Origin of the sequence: Maridesulfovibrio frigidus DSM 17176, assembly GCF_000711735.1 — a bacterium.
GTDB lineage: Bacteria > Desulfobacterota > Desulfovibrionia > Desulfovibrionales > Desulfovibrionaceae > Maridesulfovibrio > Maridesulfovibrio frigidus.
This window is the reverse complement of sequence record NZ_JONL01000002.1, coordinates 463129-483774: the sequence shown is the minus strand read 5'-3', so window position 1 is coordinate 483774 and position 20646 is coordinate 463129. Positions and strand designations below refer to the sequence as shown.

General features: G+C 43.9%; 24 protein-coding genes. 15 read left to right on the top strand and 9 right to left on the bottom strand.

The annotated features are described in order from the left end of the window. From dsrK to BR06_RS0106400, 3 genes are all read right to left on the bottom strand, one after another. Positions 1–1608, bottom strand: coding sequence for a sulfate reduction electron transfer complex DsrMKJOP subunit DsrK (gene dsrK / locus BR06_RS0106410; RefSeq protein WP_031481432.1), 1608 nt, complete (start codon positions 1606–1608; stop codon positions 1–3). A 62-nt stretch (positions 1609–1670) separates the two neighbouring features. Further along, a complete protein-coding gene (dsrM, locus tag BR06_RS0106405) occupies positions 1671–2666 on the bottom strand; it encodes a sulfate reduction electron transfer complex DsrMKJOP subunit DsrM (protein WP_031481430.1) in 996 nt (331 codons plus the stop codon). A 48-nt stretch (positions 2667–2714) separates the two neighbouring features. Continuing rightward, positions 2715–3245, bottom strand: a complete 531-nt coding sequence (locus tag BR06_RS0106400; RefSeq protein ID WP_031481428.1) for an RsbRD N-terminal domain-containing protein — start codon at positions 3243–3245, stop codon at positions 2715–2717. A 531-nt stretch (positions 3246–3776) separates the two neighbouring features. Here BR06_RS0106400 and sfsA point away from each other — a divergent pair. After that, positions 3777–4490 (top strand): DNA/RNA nuclease SfsA, encoded by a 714-nt coding sequence (sfsA, locus tag BR06_RS0106395; RefSeq protein ID WP_031481426.1) that lies wholly within the window; start codon positions 3777–3779, stop codon positions 4488–4490. Positions 4491–4785: 295 nt separating this feature from the next. Here sfsA and BR06_RS0106390 read toward each other — a convergent pair whose 3' ends face one another. From BR06_RS0106390 to BR06_RS0106370, 5 genes are all read right to left on the bottom strand, one after another. Then, a complete protein-coding gene (locus tag BR06_RS0106390) occupies positions 4786–5286 on the bottom strand; it encodes an acyl-CoA thioesterase (RefSeq protein ID WP_031481424.1) in 501 nt (166 codons plus the stop codon). A gap of 77 nt (positions 5287–5363) precedes the next feature. Then, positions 5364–5600: a hypothetical protein gene (locus tag BR06_RS0106385; RefSeq protein WP_031481422.1), complete on the bottom strand. Its 237-nt coding sequence runs from the start codon at positions 5598–5600 to the stop codon at positions 5364–5366. 786 nt (positions 5601–6386) lie between these two features. Further along, complete coding sequence (locus BR06_RS0106380; RefSeq protein ID WP_031481418.1) at positions 6387–7550, bottom strand: hypothetical protein; 1164 nt, start codon at positions 7548–7550, stop codon at positions 6387–6389. Positions 7551–7607: 57 nt separating this feature from the next. Next, complete coding sequence (locus tag BR06_RS0106375; protein ID WP_031481416.1) at positions 7608–8702, bottom strand: (Fe-S)-binding protein; 1095 nt, start codon at positions 8700–8702, stop codon at positions 7608–7610. Positions 8703–8713: 11 nt separating this feature from the next. Continuing rightward, positions 8714–9286, bottom strand: coding sequence for an OB-fold protein (locus BR06_RS0106370; RefSeq protein WP_031481414.1), 573 nt, complete (start codon positions 9284–9286; stop codon positions 8714–8716). 282 nt (positions 9287–9568) lie between these two features. On the opposite strand from BR06_RS0106370, the gene satP reads away from it, so the two are divergent. The 14 genes from satP to smpB all read left to right on the top strand — a co-directional run bounded on the left by satP (position 9569) and on the right by smpB (position 20256). Beyond that, complete coding sequence (gene satP / locus BR06_RS0106365; RefSeq protein ID WP_031481412.1) at positions 9569–10147, top strand: acetate uptake transporter; 579 nt, start codon at positions 9569–9571, stop codon at positions 10145–10147. A gap of 222 nt (positions 10148–10369) precedes the next feature. Next, a complete protein-coding gene (gene ffh, locus BR06_RS0106360; protein ID WP_031481410.1) occupies positions 10370–11884 on the top strand; it encodes a signal recognition particle protein in 1515 nt (504 codons plus the stop codon). Positions 11885–11956: 72 nt separating this feature from the next. After that, positions 11957–12193 (top strand): 30S ribosomal protein S16, encoded by a 237-nt coding sequence (rpsP, locus tag BR06_RS0106355; RefSeq protein WP_031481409.1) that lies wholly within the window; start codon positions 11957–11959, stop codon positions 12191–12193. Positions 12194–12268: 75 nt separating this feature from the next. Next, the gene (locus BR06_RS0106350; protein ID WP_031481408.1) at positions 12269–12502 is read left to right on the top strand and encodes a KH domain-containing protein; all 234 of its coding nucleotides are present in this window, start codon (positions 12269–12271) and stop codon (positions 12500–12502) included. 35 nt (positions 12503–12537) lie between these two features. Next, complete coding sequence (gene rimM, locus BR06_RS0106345) at positions 12538–13071, top strand: ribosome maturation factor RimM (protein WP_031481406.1); 534 nt, start codon at positions 12538–12540, stop codon at positions 13069–13071. A gap of 37 nt (positions 13072–13108) precedes the next feature. After that, positions 13109–14419: a tRNA (guanosine(37)-N1)-methyltransferase TrmD gene (trmD, locus tag BR06_RS0106340; RefSeq protein ID WP_031481404.1), complete on the top strand. Its 1311-nt coding sequence runs from the start codon at positions 13109–13111 to the stop codon at positions 14417–14419. A 48-nt stretch (positions 14420–14467) separates the two neighbouring features. Further along, positions 14468–14815, top strand: a complete 348-nt coding sequence (rplS, locus tag BR06_RS0106335; RefSeq protein ID WP_031481402.1) for a 50S ribosomal protein L19 — start codon at positions 14468–14470, stop codon at positions 14813–14815. Between the two features lie 141 nt (positions 14816–14956). Beyond that, a complete protein-coding gene (locus BR06_RS0106330; protein ID WP_051676946.1) occupies positions 14957–15625 on the top strand; it encodes a ribonuclease HII in 669 nt (222 codons plus the stop codon). Next, positions 15607–16029: a YraN family protein gene (locus tag BR06_RS0106325; protein ID WP_031481398.1), complete on the top strand. Its 423-nt coding sequence runs from the start codon at positions 15607–15609 to the stop codon at positions 16027–16029. Before BR06_RS0106330 ends, BR06_RS0106325 begins: the two co-directional genes overlap by 19 nt. Continuing rightward, positions 15971–16813 carry a 16S rRNA (cytidine(1402)-2'-O)-methyltransferase gene (rsmI, locus tag BR06_RS0106320; RefSeq protein ID WP_031481396.1) on the top strand — a complete coding sequence of 281 codons (843 nt, stop codon included), beginning with the start codon at positions 15971–15973 and terminating at the stop codon, positions 16811–16813. Before BR06_RS0106325 ends, rsmI begins: the two co-directional genes overlap by 59 nt. A gap of 59 nt (positions 16814–16872) precedes the next feature. Beyond that, positions 16873–17628 (top strand): PTS system mannose/fructose/sorbose family transporter subunit IID, encoded by a 756-nt coding sequence (locus tag BR06_RS0106315; protein ID WP_034602886.1) that lies wholly within the window; start codon positions 16873–16875, stop codon positions 17626–17628. A 48-nt stretch (positions 17629–17676) separates the two neighbouring features. Further along, on the top strand, positions 17677–17994 hold the full coding sequence (locus BR06_RS0106310; RefSeq protein ID WP_031481392.1) for an HPr family phosphocarrier protein: 318 nt from the start codon (positions 17677–17679) through the stop codon (positions 17992–17994). Then, the gene (gene ptsP / locus BR06_RS0106305; protein WP_031481390.1) at positions 17994–19778 is read left to right on the top strand and encodes a phosphoenolpyruvate--protein phosphotransferase; all 1785 of its coding nucleotides are present in this window, start codon (positions 17994–17996) and stop codon (positions 19776–19778) included. The genes BR06_RS0106310 and ptsP overlap by 1 nt, the downstream gene beginning before the upstream one ends. Before the next feature lie 7 nt (positions 19779–19785). Beyond that, entirely contained in the window at positions 19786–20256 is a 471-nt protein-coding gene (gene smpB, locus BR06_RS0106300; RefSeq protein ID WP_031481388.1) for an SsrA-binding protein SmpB, read from the top strand. 99 nt (positions 20257–20355) lie between these two features. On the opposite strand, the gene BR06_RS20300 is transcribed toward smpB, so the two are convergent. Next, complete coding sequence (locus BR06_RS20300) at positions 20356–20514, bottom strand: hypothetical protein (RefSeq protein WP_156952668.1); 159 nt, start codon at positions 20512–20514, stop codon at positions 20356–20358. Between the last annotated feature and the right edge of the window lie 132 nt (positions 20515–20646).

Here is a 20646-nt window from a genome sequence, read left to right as displayed (position 1 = left end):
TTAGCCCTCCTTCCCAGGCAGAGGTTCCAAACGAAGGTCAGTTTCTCTTTCTTTCTCGCCGTCGAGAATGAGAGCGTTACCGACAAGTTCGTGAACACCACAGACGTCAACGCCTGGAGCCCAGTAGTTGGAAAGCGGAATAAGTGTAGCACGGTCAATTGCACAGATACAGGCCATCATGTTTACATCATGCTCTTCCTGAACTGATTTGAGAGCGTTACCGCGAGGTAAGCCTCCGCGCATACGAATTTCCATGATTTCGTCTGTGTTCAAACCTGATCCACCAGCACAACAGAATGTTTGCTCGCGAATGGTCTGCTCAGGCATTTCATGGAAGTTTTTCAGCACGTTATTGAGAACGTAGCGAGGCTCATCCAGAAGACCCATAGCCCTTGCAGGGTTACATGAATCATGGAAGGTCGCACGTATGTGGTCATTTCTGGTCGGATCGAGGTTCAGCTTATCATGTTTCATGAGGTCAGCTGTGAACTCTGTGATGTGGACCATTTTAGTCTGAGCAGCACTTTCAAATACAGTACCGGTGATCGGGCTTTTAGGAACTTGCAAGAAGTCCGCTGGTCCGTTCATTGTGTCCATGTACTGGTTGATAACACGCCACATATGCCCACACTCACCACCGAGAATCCATTTGGACCCGAGGCGCTTAGCTTCAGCATACATCTTTCCGTTGATTTTCTTCATCATGTCCGCAGAAGTGAACAGACCGAAGTTACCACCTTCAGATGCATATGTGGAGAGAGTGTAATCAAGACCAATGTGATCAAATAGCATCAGGTAACCCATGAAGGTGTAGATGCCTGGATCAGCAAAAACGTCACCTGAAGGAGTAATGAAGAGAACTTCATGACCTTTTTCATTGATGGGAACGTTAATTCTTTTGCCTGTGACTTCTTCGATATCGTCAACCATGAATTCAACGATGTCTTTGAAAGCGTGAGGCTGAATTCCGAGATGGTTACCAGTGCGGTTACAGTTAGCCGCAGGTTCCATGATCCAGTTAATGTTCACACCGCAAAGTGTGAGCAGCTCACGAGCCATCATTGTGATTTCAGCTGTATCGATGCCGTAAGGGCAGAACAGAGAACAACGACGACATTCAGTACACTGATAAAAGTATATGAACCATTCTTTAAGAACGTCTTCGGTCATGACTCTGGAACCTGTGAGGGTTGTCAGAATCTTTCCGGCCATGGTGAAGTCCTTACGGTAAACAGAACGCATAAGCTCTGCACGTAGGACTGGCATGTTTTTAGGATCGCCGGAGCCGATGAAGAAATGACACTTGTCTGCACAAGCACCACAACGAACACAGACATCCATGAATACTTTCAGAGAGCGGTATTTATCCAATCTCTCTTTGAACCCTTCGTGGACAATGTCCTGCCAGTTTTCGGGTAGTTTCCAGTCCACGTCTTCGGGATTCCATACGCGTGGGTTTGGTAAACCTAAGTATTCAAGTTTATCCACTTTAGCGGGATAACACCAGTTACCGGGTGAAAAATCAACCGGAGTATCCATCCAACCTGTGGACGGTGGCGTATAATTAATGCTTTTAAAAAGCTCATCAGCTTTTGGGAGGTCAGCCATGTCAACTCCTCAACAAAAGGTATTTTAAGGTCTAACTAGCAAATAATGTTCAGCGAACTTTATTATGCGTCTTTTTCCACAGGGAGACCCGCTTCAATCATTGGTTCCCTGAAATCATCTTCATAAGCCTCATAGCTATGTGGCTTGATGTTAGGATCATTCCATGGGTTCTCGTGATGCTTAATGCGTGAGTTGTTAGGCAAATTCCTTGTAGGAGAAAGGAAAACACCACCAGCATGCATAAGCTTGCTGAATGGGAAGTAAATCAAAAGAGTACAAACCAAGAAGATATGTACGTAAAAAGATACATCCACATTAGCAGGAATAACGGGGTGGAAAGTGACAATTCCCATAGTAAGCTGCTTAATAGCTACAACATCAACATGAGCGATAAAGCGCATGTAAATCCCTGAAAGGGCGATGGAGATAATGAGCAACAGTGGGAAGTAGTCAGTAACCAGAGAAATGTAACGGAGTTTTGCGTCCCAAAGTCTGCGTGCGAGCAAGAATGTCACACCGACCATGATAAGCACGTCACTCATATACATTCTAGGAGTTCCGATCTGCATGATTCCGTCAAGCATTTCAACAAAACCGATAACAGCAGGAATCGGTTCAAAGAAAAGTCTCATGTGCCTGATTACAATAAGCAGGAATGAGTAATGGAAAAGCAGGGAGAAAAGCCACAGCCATTTAGCTGAAGCGTATGTAACTCTGCCATCTTTGAGGCCTACTGTGGTATTCCGGAATAATGACCGGAAACAGCAGATCTCAAGGACCATTCTGATAAAAGTTTGACCCGTGGTCACTGGGTTGTCGAACTTGTTGTGATGGATGAAGTCCAAAGACTTCTGTTGTCCGCCCGTGGTCGGAATACAAAAAGGAACAGGGCTCTTTGCCCATTTAATCATCCGGTAAGCAAAACCTACCAGAAACACGGCAACAGCTACTACTGGGAGTACTGTTCCGAAAAGTTTTGCCATATGCGCTGTTTCTACTCCAAAGAGAGCCAGCAGCACTAGGGCAAAAACTAAAACGAGTGAGTACAAAGCGTTCATCTACCTTCACCTCGCTTATAACGTTTGGCTTCCTGGGGAAGCCGGCCACTACACCTGTCCGGCCCCTTTGGCCGAAGCATCCTCAATTTCGTTGACACGCCTTAAGAGCATATGATGGGAGCGTTTTACTTCCTCAATTCTCATTTGCGTGATCAAATCTCTATTCTTGGTATAGATGTCGAACGCGATAAGTCCCAGATTATCAATCCGGGTCTCAAACGCGAGCAACTCGTCAAGTCTGCCTTCTTTTTTTAGAACCTGCATAAACTCATCTCTTAGCAGTTTCTTGAAAAGGAAAACAAAGCTCAAAGCTCTTGATGGCGCAAATTCCTGTACGGCCCTGATTTTAATCAAGTCCTCAATGGTCTTTGCTATTGCGTCTACATCTTTCCATTCAATAATTAGGTCAAAAAGTTCTTTTGTGACCCTTTGAGTAGTTATCCCAACAGGATTAGTGAATTTGTCACTGTTACTCTTCCATATTTTCTGAGTCGCCTCAGGATAGGAAGATAGAACAATATCAAACCATTTTGCTGCCAGAACTTCTTTCTTCTCTAAAAGCATTTCTTCGAGATTCATTGTAAGTCCCTGAATTAATTAAAAAGGACAGTAATAAGAGCCCTAGAACTTAACGCTCAGGCCTCTCAAAATAATTCCAGTCTGACAATGAGGCTGAAAATGTGAAATTTGTCACAGCGTGACTAACTGCTCGATATCCCAGATACACTGGGATTCGTCAAGGTATTTTCCCTCAAAAATGAGACCCTTCAGGGTATGAATTTCTGATCTTAACGAGTGAAAAGAATATTAGCTCATTAGTTATTTAGTGATTCATAAGTTTGAAAAAGGGTGGCTTTTTCTGTTGTAAGGAAGTTGTTGTTTCTTATGGTAAATTTTATCTATCTAAAATAAAAGAGATTTTTAGTGGGAGCAATAAATTATAATTAAAATTTAGCAAATGGCGAGGTATGATGTTTAGACTTTCATAAACAAATACTACATGGTTTATTGTGAATAAATCATGGGTTACGGGTGGTTGTAATTTTTTTTCAATAAAATTTATGAAGGCAAGTAAATATTAATTTTGCTTCTATAATATATGGGGCTGTAATGAATGTACCAGATCCGTTAATTGTTTTCCCAGAAGGTTGCCGTCATGCGCAGTTTATTAAGAGATATAAGAGGTTTACCGTAGAGGTTTTGCTCGACGGGGAAATTGTAGGTGTACATACAAATAATACTGGTTCTATGCTCGGGCTTTTGCGCGAAGGTCAGGATATCTTTATCTCTCCGGCTTTAAATCCTGCTCGAAAGCTTAAGTGGACTTTGGAGATGGTCAATTCTTGCGGAGGATGGGTGGGTGTTAATACATCTGTTCCCAACAAAATGATCCAGTGTGCTTTTGAAGCCGGAATTTTGCCCGAGCTTGCTGGGTATACGGACATCAAGCGTGAAGCGAAAGTCGGCAAAAGCCGTCTTGATGCTAAATTTACTGATGAAACCGGGAAATTACCGGATCTCTGGGTTGAGTGTAAAAATGTGACACTTGTTGAGGATGAAGTCGCTTGTTTTCCAGATGCTCCGACCGAGCGCGGGCAGAAGCATTTAGTTGAACTCATGGAGCTTGCTAAGGGTGGTTGCAGGGTCGCCATGTTTTTTTTCATCCAACGGAATGACGGGAAGTGTTTCGGGCCTGCGGACTTTGTAGATCCACAATATGCAAAGTTGTTTTTTGAGGCTCTTAAAGCTGGTGTAGAGTGTTGGCCGTATGAAGCCATTTTAAGTGTAAAGGGTATTTCTGTGGGTAAAATGATGAAGTTTTAAAACTCCCATGATCGATAATCACATGATCAAATATGTTGAAAACCCCTTATGTCTAAGAATCAGACATAAGGGGTTTTCAGGCCTAAGGGGGTGTTGAAAAGCTTGGTGTACGGACAGGCCCGGGTAAGCCCGCCCGAACACCATAAGGAGCTGGATGCCGAAATTTTTGCCGGGAGGGTGGAGCTCCCGGCATGAAACCAGCCTCGGAATGGTTTGCCTCAGAAATATGTAGAGGCAATATGCAGAACGATTACTTTGGACGAGTTCCACATTGGTCGAGCTGTTAAAATTTAGTTTAGCTGCATTTACAGGCTTTTGCTGATTCCCTTTCGCGTTGAAGTTCAAGTTTGCGAACTGTTCTGCGTTCTAAGGCTTCTTTATTTCGCCGATGATCTTCTCCACTTTCAAGGATAATCTGAGGGACAGGAGACGGTTTTCCGTCTTCTCCCATTGCTACAAAAGTCAGGTACGCAGAATTTGTGTGCCGAAATTCTCCCGTCAAAAGATTCTCAGCTTCAACTCTGACCCCTATTTCCATAGAAGTTCTGCCGACCATATTCACGTTCGCGTGAAGGTTAATCAGCTCACCCACATATGCCGGTCGCAAAAAATTCATTCTATCGATGGAAGCCGTTACTACAGGCTTACGAGCATGGCGCATTGCGCATGTAGCAGCAATAAGGTCTAGCTGTTTAAGGAGAACTCCACCATGGAGATTGCCTGCTGGATTAGTGTCCTGCGGTAATACTCTGTAGGTTGTATGTGATCTGCTTTCACTGACCTTTTTATCTTTCATCGCTTGTACCTAGCCCTTTCTCTATATTAGTAATACGATCGTATTACAAATTGATGCTTTATGTAATCGTAAATATCCTAGCGCCCTTTACCGAACTCAACTCTGGCTTCCCAAATCATTTTTGCAATGCGCTTACCCAGATCCAACTGTCTTGTACTAATTAATGCTTCGGCAGCATCTCTGTTGCCACCTGCTTTGAGTAGCGTAGCAGATTCCAAGTCCCTGAGATAATTCTCACATTCTCGGATTAGCTTCGAGAGGTTCATAGTCTCAAGCTCTGGTGGGATCCTTACGGATTTTACTTTTTTACTCATAAATTTTCTTTGCTGTCGTCATTCTTTGAAGACTTTTGCCAGATTATTGAGAATTGTCAATACATTTGTAATACAATAGTAAATTAAACGAACTTTAATTGCTCCATCGTTTAATTTTATTTCGATTGTGAATAGTATTCGTTAACAACTGCATAAATCAATTTTAGTGATTCTTAAACGTAATACAAATGTCTTACAATCAACATTGTAAAGTAATACGTACGTAAGTCATTAAGTAATTCGTAAAAAGGACATAATCTATTGCAGATTGTAAGTTGTTAAAAAAAGTTAAAAATATCAAAGTCTTGCGGTGTTGTGCTAGTTTGGAGTTTTGGGGCAAAACGTGCTAAAATGACTTGATGGATAGAGTCTGCAGTACCTCGTAATGCACTTTTGAACCAGGTTTGAGGGCATGGTTTAGCTCGTTGCATTGTGGTAATAGAACTAGATTTGCAAAGTTTTGTATTGCTCAGGCTTTCTAAATAACAATTGCTGATTAGCGTCTGGTGGTGGCTTTGTGTGGATAGTACGCGTGGGATTGAGTTAATGGAGTTACGTTGCGTATAAAGGATTCTGTCAAATTAACAGCACGTAAAACGGTCATGCGGCAGCGCTGCACGCATGAAGAATTGTACATAAGTAAGCGAGATGTAATTTGGTAAGCGAGATGTACTTAGGAAAGTGACATGTGATTTAAAAACAGTGTAAAATTACAATTGTACTGGGGGGTATTTTGATCGAAACTTGGCCTTTGTGAAGTGATGGTTATTTATAATGAAGGTAAATTTATTCGAAGCGGAAAGATCTAACTTCTGGCCGAATTGCACACATGAACGCCATGATCATAACAATGCCTGTTGCCGGATTGTAAAAGATCGGAAAAAAGAATCCTGATATGACTACAGTCGTAAGAAGTGAAGACATCATGTCTGATGAAAATCTTCGTGATAGCCATGTTGCGATCGTTGCGGTTCCGGCAAGTGCGCCCAGTCCCCATGTTCCAACAAGATGGAGCCAGAGAGGTAAAACGTGGAACATGTAGATGCCCGAATCAGTCCAGGCGTGGTGCTGAGAGTGCCAGGTATTCCAGAGAGATGCCGGAACGCTGAGCGGCAGTGGAACTGAGAGAGGGAAGCCTGTTAAGAGCAATCCTGTGTTGTTTGAAAACAACTCAATGAAAGAGAACCACAACCAGTATGTAGGCAGGTCGTTAGGAGTGAAAAAGGTGCTTTCCTGTGGAGCAATGGATAAGTAGTTAAAAAGTAGCAGAGCAATAACTACGGCTGATTTCTTTGCCGTTCCCTTTGGTCCGAAAAATAAAAGAATAGTAACCGCTGCAAAACTAGTATCCCTGCTCAGGGTGCATAGTATTCCCAAAAATATAATAAATCGTGTTGTTTTATGGCTGGTTACGTCGTGAAGGGTTGCGCATAATCCGGCCAACAGGAGTGGACCCGTTAGAGCCGCACTGCCGAATAGCGATGGCGCGGCTATTAGTCCTAGGCTCATGACTTGATAAACAAAGTCGCAAATAACAAGAACTCCGAGCCATGAGGCCCAGAAGTAAAAGTGCTTGGGTTCTGGAGGGGAGAAAAGAGACAACCATAGAGCCGCAACGAGCCCATATAAAATGGGCCTTAATTCCATTAAAAAAGGCACTGACATGGCAAATGGCTTAAGATTTGGCGATAGGTAGGTAGTAAGGAACCAAAAAACAGCGACACAGGGGACGCCTGCTTTAATCCATAAAGGCGTAGTGGAATTAAGCTTTCGTCTAAATGGTTCTGAGAGCAGTCCTAGTAAAGCGAGCCCCGTAACCAGTAGGTCTAGTAAGTTCTTGGGCACAGCTGTTCCATCCATAGCAAATGCTGCTAGGATCAAGGGTAGCCCGAGACAGAATAGGGCTACTGGGAACTCTGAAGCGGAAATGGCTTTGTTATTGGAATTCATTTGTAAAATCTGTTACATGGATCTTTTTCGGATGAGAAGCACTAAAAAATAAAATAACTAAACGAGCCGGGCTGTAATTTTAAGTTTTAGTCTGTTTAAATAATTGAAGGGGAACATTGGTAGCTTTGGGGTTGTGTTTCTTTTTACAAACAGTAAATCAAGCAGATGGGCCACGGGGCTGCTTTTAGAAAGATAATTTGCACACCCTGCGCAATAGGTCACCATCGGGACTTTAACTTGCTCAGCTTCAGTAGCCCTTTTTTCTGTCCAGAGTTGCGCATAGGGGCTGTTGTGGAAACCTACAGCTCCACCTTCACCACAGCAAATGGTTTTTTCTTTGGTATGCTTCATTTCAACTATATTGACCCCAGCCTTTGTTAGTAATTGCCTGACTGCTTTATGCACGCCGGACTCAAAACGGGTAACGCAAGGGTCGTGTATGGTAACTTTTTTGAGCCAAGGGCTGTTTGCCAAAATGTTTAGATCCAACAGTTCTTCGTAAATTGAGACAACTTTAAACGAAGGGGAGTAATCCTTAAACGTGATGTGGCAGTTAGGGCAGGCCGTAAGTATTTTTTTAATACCTTTTGACTCAATGAAATTTACAAGCTCAGAGATTGCTTCGCTGTGTGAGTTTGAGAGCCCCAAGGCTTTTGAAGGTTTTGAGCAGCAATTAAGTATTAGACCCAGTGACGGGTCTTGTTGTTTCAAGGCTGCGTATGTTGCTTGTGTGGCTTTAGGAAACATGGCAGGCAGCGTGCATCCTGGAAAGAACGCAGTAGTGCATTTATTTGGAAGTATATTATCTTTAAAGAGAAAACTTCCGCCGAGTTTTTCATAGCTTAAAAGTGGTTCGTAGCTATCAAGTGAAAAAAGAGTTTTTTTCTGCGCGTGGCTACGGAGCGGTTCAAACATGGCTGCCGGGTTGGCGTTTACGGGGCAGACTGCTGAACATAGAGAGCATGTAGAGCAATGGTATGCGGATACGGCTGCTATGTCGTGGTTAAGGTCAGACGCAAGAGCTGCCTTTGCAATTATGTCCGGAGAACCGAATTCTTGCAGAAAACGACACTCGTCAACACATATTCCACAATTAATACAGGTGTCAGCAGTGTGGCGCATGGTAGCGCAGGATGATTTTGAATTAAACATTTTTTTGATATCTATAGAACCTGACAGCCCCAAACTTTGACGCGCTTATTAACGTATTCAGTGCACTTGCCCTTTATTTTAATTTTAGCGCCGGGTTTCATGTTGCTGACAATAGCGGTTTGGTCTTCAGTGAAATGGCATATAACTTCAGCAGTATAATTTGAAATACCTTTCAGCCCTACGTGCAAATCACCAAAGTTCTTAGCAGAGACATCAACAACCTCACCAGCAATTTCTATAACTTCATTTAAGTATTTGCCGCTGGCTAGAGTATTGTTTTCTGTAAAGTCTATGTAAAGCTTGTAAGAACCTACTCGGAGTTTTGGCTGGCAGGTTGATACTTCATTTGCTATGCGGGCGTGCCATGAACTGAGGGTTTCTTTTTGATGAGGAAGAACAGGTTGATGAGTTGTTGGGCCGATTTTTTGCTGAGTCTTTTGTAGATCAACTCTATTTACCAGTTCTCCGGTAGAATCAAAAATATCCGCTGTTGGTTTTCCTTCGTCAGAAATGTATATTTTAGATCTTGTTCTACCCATCGGGTCAACCAAATGAAATTCTGTTGCCTTGACTATATTGCTCATTTACGTTTCTCCTTTTTTTTGCTCTTTTTAAGTGTAGGATGAAATTCTGCTTTAATTTAGTGAATCATTGGATGAAAAGGCAAGATATATTGTTATGCTTTTATGGCCTAAATAAGGTATGGTGTCATGGGATTCTGTTTATAAGTAGCCAATATTGACATGATTCCTGTAGTTGAAGGGTGCGGAAAATCATAGAAAATGTTATGTGCTTTTGTTTACAAGAAGTAAATACTAACATGATCCTGATGTTTATCGGGATTAAAAAAAAACAAGGAGAAAAAAATGGAACACAAATTAGCAAACCCAGCTCCATTGGGGCTTATGGGATTTGGCATGACCACAGTTCTACTCAATATTCATAATGCAGGTTTTTTCCCTATAAGTTCGATGATTCTTGCTATGGGCATTTTTTATGGTGGAATCGCTCAGGTGATCGCTGGAATAATGGAGTTCAGAAAAGGTAATACTTTTGCCACCACAGCGTTCATCTCATACGGGTTCTTTTGGCTGACATTGGTCGGTCTTATAGTTATGCCTAAACTGGGTTGGGCTGAGCCTACTCCGCATGCATTTATGGGCTGGTTCCTCGTAACGTGGGGCATTTTCACTATGTTCATGTTCTATGGAACATTGAAGAGCAATAGAGCATTGCAGTTTGTTTTCCTGTCACTGACTATTTTGTTCTTCCTACTTGCGATACGCGACTTCACCGGAAGTGTATTAATCGGTACTATTGCTGGTTTTGAAGGCATTATTTGTGGTGGATCAGCTATCTATCTCGCTATGGCAGAAGTGCTGAATGAGGTTCATGGCCGCACTGTGCTTCCTATTGGCGAGCCAGTTGACCATGATGTTTTGTAATGGGTGAAGCCGTTAACTTTGATATTTTCACTATCAATGGTGTTAAATTTAAAACTGGTTTCAGCTTTTAAAAAAGGTTGAAACCAGTTTTATGCTTGACTTGACAAAACAAAAGCCTTAACAGTCAACCCCTTTCTTTACGCAATCTTTTTTGGTCACCAAAGAGGTGGATTTTTGGTGATCAGTGTGCGTAGAAATGCATAATACGGCGGAGTAAGATAATTGTTCGATAGCTTATCAGATAGACTTTCCGAAGCCTTTAAAAACTTTAAAGGGCAAGGCCGATTGGATGAGAAAAACATCCAAGCGGGCATGCGTGAGGTTCGGCTCGCTCTATTAGAAGCGGACGTTAACTTCAAAGTCGTTAAAGAATTTGTAGAGAAGGTTAAGGAACGCGCTTTAGGACAAGACGTCCAGAAAAGTCTTTCTGCCGGACAGCAGGTTGTTAAGATCGTTAATGACGAACTTACTGAACTGCTTGGCGGAGAACAGGAAGGACTGATTCTAAAGGGTAAACCTGCTAAGATCATGATGGTCGGCTTGCAGGGTGCTGGTAAAACTACTTCAGCTGCAAAGATAGCCTTGTATCTTAGGCGCAAGAAGTATAAGCCCTATCTCGTTCCTGCTGACGTTTACCGTCCTGCTGCGATTGAACAGCTTACTGTTCTAGCTAAGCAGCTGGATATGCCCGTGTATCCTTCCACGACTGAAATGAATCCGGTAGACATCTGCCGTGATGCTATTTCAAAAGCGGAAAAAGCAGGCTGTGACGTCATGCTACTCGATACAGCCGGACGGCTGCATATCGATGAACTTTTAATGGATGAACTTGTTGGAATTAAAGAAGCATGTTCACCGGATGAAATACTTTTCGTAGCAGATGCAATGACAGGACAGGACGCTGTCAATGTAGCTGCAACGTTTGATGAGAAGCTTGATGTTACTGGCGTAGTACTGACGAAGATGGATGGTGATGCCCGAGGTGGTGCAGCTCTTTCTATTAAATCAGTTACTGGCAAGTGCGTTAAGTTTGTCGGCGTGGGTGAAAAACTTTCTGAACTGGAACTCTTTCATCCAGACAGGGCTGCTTCAAGAATCCTCGGAATGGGAGATGTCCTTTCCCTGATCGAGAAAGCTCAGTCCGTGATGGATGAAGGGGAAGCTGAAAAGCTTACTGAGAAATTCCGCAAGGCTAAATTTGACCTTGAGGATTTTCGCACCCAGATGCGCAGAATGAAAAAGATCGGTTCCATGGGCTCCATTATGAAGCTCATTCCGGGACTTGGTGGCCTTACCAAGCAGCTTGGTGACATCGAGATGCCAGACAAAGAACTGAACAGGATAGAGGCGATCATCTCCTCCATGACAATGAAGGAACGCCAGACTCCAAAGCTTATCAACGTCAGCCGCAGGAAGAGAATTGCCAACGGGGCCGGTGTTGAAGTGGCGGAAGTCAACTCAATGCTCAAAAATTTTGAGCAGATGAGTAAAATGATGAAAAAAATGATGGGCGGAAAAGGTGGAAAAGGCAAAATGCCTCAGATGCCGAATATGCCCGGAATGCCTGGAGTAGGTGGTGGTGGCGGAATGCCGGGATTGCCTGGTATGGAAGGGATGGATGGTATTGACGGAATGGATGGCGCAGGCCAGCCTTCAAGAGAGAAATCCAAGAAAACTCTTCTCGCTCGCAAAAAGAAAAAGCTAAATAAGCAAAATCGCAAGAAGAAAAAGAAATAACATCTTTTGTAACCTTGCTTGCAATTTATTAATGAATCTCTTAAAATTAAGATTATATGGGGGAAGTAGACAATGGCTTTAAAACTAAGATTGACACGTATGGGTTCCAAAAAACGTCCTTTTTATCGTATTGTAGCAATTAACAGCGCAACAAGACGTGATGGTCGTCCTTTAGAATTTCTCGGATATTACAACCCAATGACTGAGCCTGTTGAACTCAAGATTGATACTGAAAAAGTTCAGGCTTGGATGGATAAAGGCGCAAAACCTAGCGATACTGTTAAAGCACTTCTTAAGAAAAATTCTTAAAGTTAGTTCTCACAACGGTTCGAATTATTCTTCATTCACGGTTTTCTCTCGACATCTGAAGCGGAGGTTGTTGGCATGTTAAAGGATTTAGTAGAATTCATTGCGAAATCTCTTGTTGATAATCCCGATGATGTAATAGTCACCGAGATTGAAGGAGAGCAGACATCTGTAATCGAGCTTAAAGTCGCGAAAGAGGACTTAGGTAAAGTTATCGGCAAGCAGGGACGCACCGCGAGAGCGATGAGAACTTTGCTTGGTGCTGCATCAACCAAGGTGAGAAAACGTTCTGTTCTAGAAATTCTAGAATAGACGGCTTCGATCCTGACCATAAAAAGTAGGCTGCTATGGAATTACTATTAGTAGCCGAGGTGGTCAAATCACATGGTCTTAAGGGGGAAGTTTGCATCGATTCCCATGCGGACTCCCCTTTTTCCTTCGATGAGGTCTCTAGCCTTTACTTACAAAGTAAGGGACAGAAACCCCGTCGATTTGTTGTGCAATCCTTTCGGAGGCACAAAGGCCGGGCTTTAGTAATTTTCAAAGGCATAAATGATCGCGATAAGGCTGATACCTTACGCGGCATGGATGTTTTGGTGCAAAAAGAAGATCTCCCTGAACTTAGGGCCGATGAAGTCTACATGTACCAATTGAAGAGTGCTGCCGTCGAACTTGAAGACGGTACAGCTGTGGGCACCATTTCGGATTTCCTTTTTGCGCCGGGTCAAGAGACTTGGGTGATCTCATCTCCAGAAGGAAAAGAAATTCTTTTTCCCGCTGTAGCTGAGTTTGTATTGTCTGTGGATGTAGAGGCTGGAAAAATAGTGATTGCGCCGCCGGAAGGGCTGCTTGAGCTCTATATGACCTCCCCTACGAAATAATGGGACGATCCCTTGTCTTTTTAAAAAGCCGGTTAATGTGAACTTCAACTTGATTACGCTTTTTCCGGAATTTTTCGATTCCCCACTTTCGCATGGTCTTATGAGTAAGGCTGTTGAAAAAGGAATCGTTTCATTCAATACCGTAAATCCTCGCGATTTTGCCACTGATAGGCATAAGAGTGTTGATGATCGTCCCTACGGGGGCGGGCCTGGCATGGTCATGTTTCTTGATCCGATTGCGCGCAGTCTGGACTCTGTAGGCGTTAAGCCTGCCAAAGAGGGTGGTTGTAGCAAAGGTAAAAGGCTTGTGATGCTGTCTCCGAAAGGGGTGCCGCTTACTCAGAAGCTTGCAACTGAGCTTGCGCAGGAAGAAGAACTGACACTTGTCTGTGGGCGGTACGAAGGAATTGACGCTCGTTTTGAAGAGATATTTCCCGTTGAGATGATCTCTGTCGGAGATTTCGTTCTTAACGGAGGCGAAGCCGGGGCACTTTGTTTAATTGAAGCTGTAGCTCGTTTGCTACCGGATTTTATGGGCCATTCTGAATCCGGCACCGAGGAAAGTTTTTCTTCGGGGCTGCTTGAGTATCCGCACTACACTCGTCCTGCCGAATATGAAGGACTGGAAGTGCCGAAAGTTCTCTCTTCAGGGAACCATGCTTTGATCGAAGAATGGAGGAAAACGAGGTCTCTTGATGAGACTTTAAATTCCCGCCCGGAATTACTTTCCGAAGCAGATGGCTTAAAAAAAGAAGATGTGCGTTATTTGCGGACAATACCCCGTAAACGTTTGGGAAAACATCTTTCGATGGCTTTAGTTCACTATCCAGTGCTAAATAAATTTGGAGAAAAAGCCGCTGTTTCTTTGACAAACCTCGATATTCACGATATGTCCCGCGTTTCCCGCTCTTACTCGTTGGCAGGGATGTATGCGGTGACTCCGATCGAGGATCAGAAGAAATTGGCTGAGAGAATTATTTCTCATTGGACCTCGGGGCCGGGTAGCAGGACGAACCCGGACAGAGCCGCAGCTCTGGCGAAGGTCAGTGTGAAGGATTCCCTGATCGATGTGGTGGAGCATATTGAGTCGGGAACGGGTAAAAAACCGATACTGGTCACCACCAGTGCTCGGGGCGCGGGTAGTGTGACTCCAAGTCAGGTCCGTGAAATGCTTTATGACAATCCTGTGCTGCTGGTTTTTGGTACCGGGCATGGATTGGCTCCCGAAATTCTTGAAATGGCAATGGGAAGTCTTAGACCTCTCCGGTTCATGGATGGATACAATCACTTATCAGTAAGAAGTGCGGTGGCGATAACGGTTGACAGGCTTTTGGGAGATGCTTGGTAGATGCCGTTTTTGGATACCGTAAATTGAATTTATATAAGGAGTAGTAATATGAACGTTATTTCTAAGATCGAACGCGAACAAATGCGTCTTGATATGCCATCATTCAAAGCAGGTGACACTGTTAAAGTTCATCTTCGTATTATCGAAGGTGAAAAAGAACGCATCCAGGTTTTCCAGGGCGCAGTTCTTCGTTACCGTAATGGTACAACTGATTCTACTTTCACTGTACGTAAGATTTCTGACGGAATCGGCGTAGAGCGCGTTTTCGCAGTACATTCTCCTTACATCGAGCGTGTAGAAGTCGTTACTGAAGGTAAAGTCCGTCGTAGCCGCATATACTACCTTCGTGACCTCAAAGGTAAAGCAGCACGCATCAAATCTAAAAACGCTTGGTAGCACCCGAAGAAAATATTCTTCGCGGTTTACTTTACCGGGCATATGTCCGCTAGAGTACACAGCTATTAAAAGAGTTGATAACCGTCTCTCTCGGACCTATAAGGTACGAGAGAGACGGTTTTTTTTTAGGGAGTTGCTAATATGTCACAGGATTTACTACACGCATCACTACCCGGCTTTACCGATGAAGGTGGAATATCCGCTGGAATTGACGAAGCAGGGCGCGGTTGTCTCGCCGGTCCTGTGGTCGCAGGAGCGGTAATTCTGCCCGCAGAGTATGACTTACCGGGTTTAGGCGATTCAAAAAAACTCAGTGAATCTGCGCGTGACGAATTAGCTATAGAAATCCGTAAGCAGGCCGTGTGTTGGGCCATTGGAACCGGTTCTGCACAGGTTGTGGATCAGATTAATATTTTGCAGGCGACTTTTCGGGCAATGGCCCGCTCGGTAATGCACCTAAAAGTTCGGCCTTCGGTCCTACTGATTGATGGCGATAAGATTATACCAAGTTCCCATTTCAATGGTGATGGCGGATATACTCAGCAGTCAATAATTAAGGGTGATGATAAGATTCCTGCCATTTCGGCTGCATCCATTCTTGCGAAAACATTCAGGGATCGCCTGATGGTTAAGCTCGAAAAAAGATATCCGGGTTATGGGTTCGAAATACATAAAGGGTATGGAACGAAGGTTCATATGGCGGCGCTCAGAGAATTGGGGCCATGCCGTATTCACCGCGTGACCTTTAAGGGTGTTCTTCCTGAAAAGAAGAAAGCCAAGCAGGAAAGAATGTGTCTCCCCGGCATATAGATTTCGGTAATGAGGGTGAAGCCTACGCCGCCCGTTATCTTGAATGCAGGGGTTTTACCATTCGTCAGCGCAACTGGCGATGGCGGCAGTGGGAACTTGATATTATTTGTGATGATAGCGCAGGTGCAGACGGCATATGCGATCTTGTGTTTGTAGAAGTGAAGACCAGAGCCGGAAATTCCGTGCAAAAAGGCGTACAGGCGGTGACACCTGCAAAGTGCCGTAAATTAGTAAAAGCTGCTTCACATTATTTGTCGGCAATGGATTTATGGCATAGGCCGTGTCGTTTTGACCTCGTGATTGTAAATGATGCCGGAAACGGCATGAAAGCGGAGCACATAAAAAATGCCTTCGAACTCTCCGACTTTATGGGTGGTGGCAACACCGCTTGGCAACCTTGGTGATATTTCAGATCGTGCACGAAAGGTTCTGGCGAAGGCAGATGTAATTCTGGCTGAAGATACCCGCAGAACCGGCAAGTTGCTCGCTGGTTTAGATATAAAAGGTAACGGCTTTATCAGTCTTCACGATCATAATGAAGAAAGACGCATAGCCACGGTTCTGGAATTTTTTGATGAAGGTGGCAGTGCCGCGCTTGTATCAGATGCCGGAACACCACTTATGAGTGATCCCGGTTACAGGCTAGTTAAAGCGTGCCGCGAACATGGGGTCAATATCGTCCCTGTGCCCGGTCCATGTGCGCCTATTGTAGCGCTCAGTGCATGCGGTTTGCCGCCGTATCCATTCGTATTTCTGGGTTTCATGCCGCGCAAAGAAGGTCAGATGACAAAGTTATTTGAAGCGCATGGAGCTACTGGCGCAACAATTGTCTTCTTTGAACGCAAGTCTCGATTGCGGGAAACTTTGGCTCTGGCTTACAAGGTGCTGGGGAACCGTGAATTTGCGGTCTGCCGTGAGTTGACCAAAGATTATGAAGAATTTATTACGGGATCTCTTGCCGAATCCGATGAAGTTTCTGCTGAACTCAAGGGTGAAATTACCGTCGTCATAGGTCCACCTGTCCTTAGTGGTCCGGCAAGTGAAGAAGACATTCTGCGGTTGATTGAAAAAGAATTACCGTCCGGTGATAAGCCGAAAGTTATAGCACGCAGGATAGCGGATAGTGTTGAGGGGTGGACAGCCAAAGCTGTCTATGAAAAAGTGACTGAAAGAAAAACAAATAGTTAGGAAGCCTAAGTTGTTTTAAATCGGCTTTAAAATAATTCGATGTAGCGGTGGAAGCGACAGTGAATGTAAAATTAAAAGAGAATAAACCTCTCGGTCTGGCTTGTGTCAGAAGTTTTCTTCGCAGCTATTTTGTGGGCGCAGGGTTCAATACTCGCGGTCTTCAAAATATTGGCTTTTCTTATGCTATGCAGCCGGGATTAGAAGCTATTTATAAAAATCCCGAGGATCTATCTAACGCACGTAAACGGTATGTGAAGCATTATAATTCACACCCATTCTGGGGGCCGTTGCTTATAGCTATTTTTCTTTCTGTAGAGATGCAGATTGAGGCCGGAAATTTTCCTGTTGCGCTTCTTGATAAAGTTAAAAACACGACGAGTTATACCCTTTCAGCTATTGGTGATTCCGTTTTTGCGGGAAGTGCGCTTATTTTTTGGGCATTAGCCACTGTTTCGCTTTTGCTTGCTGGTCATCAAACTCCGGCTATGCTACTTGGTTCGGCATCGCTCGTAGGTCTACAGGTCTTTAAAGTTTATACTTTCTGGTCTGGAATAAACAAAGGGCTCAGTTTTTTAGATGAACTTAAGAAGTGGAATCTAATTAACTGGGGAGAGCGTCTTAAGTTCGCCAATGCTGTATTGCTACTTATTATCTGGGCCCAATTGTGGCCCGCAAGTGCAAATATGTTTGAGTGGTATAGCGGGACTGCCACGCTGGGTTTGCTGGGCTGGCTTATCGGTACAGGCAAAATTTCCAGGGAAATAGTCGCGGTACTTTTTGTTGTAGTAAGTTTGTTTATAATAAAGTTTATTTAAGTTATATGTTTTGCGATTGCAGAATGAGATATAAAGGAATGGTTGAAAATGATTGAGAATAGCGCGCTGTGTGAGAGTTCCAATGAGCCTTCGAGCGTTGTGGTAAGGACCGTAATTGTAGTTAACCAGTTGGGTCTGCATGCTCGTCCTGCTGCGCAGCTTGCACAGGAATCTCAGAATTTTAAGGCGGAGATTACAATTATATGTGATTCTCAGGAAGTGGATGCTAAAAGCATTCTTGATATTCTGACTCTTGCCGCTGCACAGGGAAGTTCTCTTGAGCTGAAAGCTGAAGGTGCGGATGCTGTGGAAGCTCTTGATCGCCTAGAAGAATTGTTCAAATCCAAATTTGGAGAAGAAAAGTAGTGGCCAGAGAAGTCGTTTCAGGTATTTCCGTTTCAACAGGTATTGCCATTGGTAAAGCCTATTTTTTGAATCGCAGCATTTCTTCAAATTTGCCGCGACAGACTGTGCCTGTGCACATGAATGCCGGAGAAAAGGAACGCCTTCAGTATGGTTTCGAGGAGGCCGTTAGCGAACTCGCGGCGATCCGAGAAAAAGTTCCTGCTGAATTGAAAGAGCATAAGCTCATCATTGATTCTCATTTGATGATGCTTAAAGATCCGAAACTGCTCAAAGCTGCTACTAAATATATTGATGACTTGTGTATAAATGCTGAATGGGCGCTCGATAAAGCTGTAAACGATCTTGAAAAAGCTTTTGGCGCGCTGGAAGATAAATATATCCGTGAGCGCATGCAGGACGTGTGTCAGGTCGCTCAGAGAGTTCAGGCCAAGCTTATTGGCGGAGAAGAGCACTTGCGTCCCATTGAAGGACGTGCTGTGCTCATGGCACATGATTTAAGCCCTGCTGATACCATTGAGCTTGAAGTTAACAAGCTGATGGCATTCGTTACCACTCTTGGTGGTAAAACCTCTCACACAGGCATTTTGGCGCGCACGCTGAATATTCCTGCTTTGGTCGGTGCTGAAAAAATTGAGAGCAGTATAGTTGATGGTGATCTTGTTATTGTTGACGGACTGGCCGGAAAAATTTTGGTTGATCCTGATGAAGAAGAACTTGAACATTATTATACTTTGCAAACTCAGTTTGAGGCCTACCAGTCTACAATTATAAAAAGTTGTCAGCTTCCGGCAGAAACGGAAGATGGATATCGCGTTCAGGTTCTTGCAAATATTGAACTCGTCGAAGAAATTTCTGCCGTTATTGATAACGGAGGAGAAGGTGTCGGCCTTTTCAGGACTGAGTATGCATATTTGAATCGTCAGGAACTTCCTGATGAAGAAGAGCTTTGTGAGAAGTATACCGAGCTTGCTGAGATTATGTCGCCGCGTAAAGTTGTTCTGCGGACACTGGATCTTGGTGCTGATAAGTTTATGTCATATTTCGGTGCTCTCGATGAAGCCAACCCCGCGATGGGGTTGCGTGCTATAAGGTTTTGTTTGAAACACGAAGATCTTTTTCACACCCAGCTTCGCGCTATTTTGCGGGCAAGTGTGCATGGTAATATATCGATCATGTTCCCTATGATCTCGGGTTTAAAAGAAGTTCATCAGGCCAAGGCCGCTTTGGCTAAAGCTCAGATCGAATTAACCGCAGAGGGTATCCCTTTTGATGCGGATATGCAGGTCGGCGTTATGATCGAGCTTCCGGCTGCGGTTATGATTGCTGAAATTTTGGCGCAGGAAGTTGATTTCTTCAGCATCGGAACCAATGATCTTATTCAGTACAGCCTTGGTATCGATCGCACTAATCCGCATGTTTCTTATCTGTATCAGCCGCTTCATCCTGCCATTGTCCGCTCCATCAAGTATGTTGTTGATGCAGGGCACAGGGCGGGTATTGGAGTAAGTCTTTGTGGTGAGGTTGCGTCAGACCCTTATTGTGTACCGATTCTTATGGGTATGCAGATTGATAGTCTCAGTCTGACTCCACAGGCTATTCCGGGAATTAAGAGAATTTTGCGTCAGCTTGGAATGCAGGAATGTAAACAGCTGCTTAAAGAAGTTTTGCAATGCCGCACGGTTGCAAAGATCAACCGTCTTGTTACTGATAATATTTATAAAAAATATCCTGAAGAGTTAGTCTTTTTTGCTTCCCTTCTGGATAACGAAGATATCGCAGGTTAATTTTATTATGGCCAAAGCTAAAAAAAAGAAAAGTCCCAATACCATCGCCCGAAACAAAGTGGCACGCCGAAATTATGATTTTGTTGAGACTTTAGAGGCGGGCCTCGTGCTTGTCGGGACAGAAGTTAAATCTCTTCGGGCAGGACAGATAAGTTTTAATGACGGATATATAAACTTTGAGGATGGCGAGGCGTGGCTTATTGGTATTCACATTGCTCCGTATGACCATGCTGGTCATTCGCAGCATGAACCTGATCGCCCGCGCAAATTGCTACTTCATGCTGCTGAAATAGAGAAATTGCAGACGAAGTCTGAGCAGAAAGGGCTGACCGTAGTTCCTGTGTCCCTTTATTTTTCACGCGGTAAGATTAAATTGCAGATTGCTCTCGCTAAAGGGCGCAACGTGCACAATCGTAAAGAAGAGTTAAAGCGTAGAGATATTGCAAGAGACACGGCCCGCCAAATGGCTAGTTATTAGCCAGTCAGCGAGCCGTATAAGCTTTAATCACCCCTTGCCGGTAGGTGATTAAAGCGGGGTATGGGATAGCAACCTTTCGTCCGTCAAGGATCGAAATTTTTACTGAAGTCTTGCGATCAAGGTTACCAGAGCAATTGTAGCTCCGAACCAGAAAAATATTTTTATAGTGCCAACTACGGGATTTAGCTTGGCGCAATCTGAGTTGCTGTTTTCAGGGGTCAGAATTTCCCTTACTAAAGAGCTGATGCTATTGGTCATGTCGATCCTCCTTTTTTCGTTAAGTGGGTTAAAAACAATATCCCGAACCTGATGAATATTTAATGCCTGTTTTGTTTGATTCAATCCAACGGGAATAATAGAAGCCCCCCTTTAAGTTTTTCAATGGCTTTG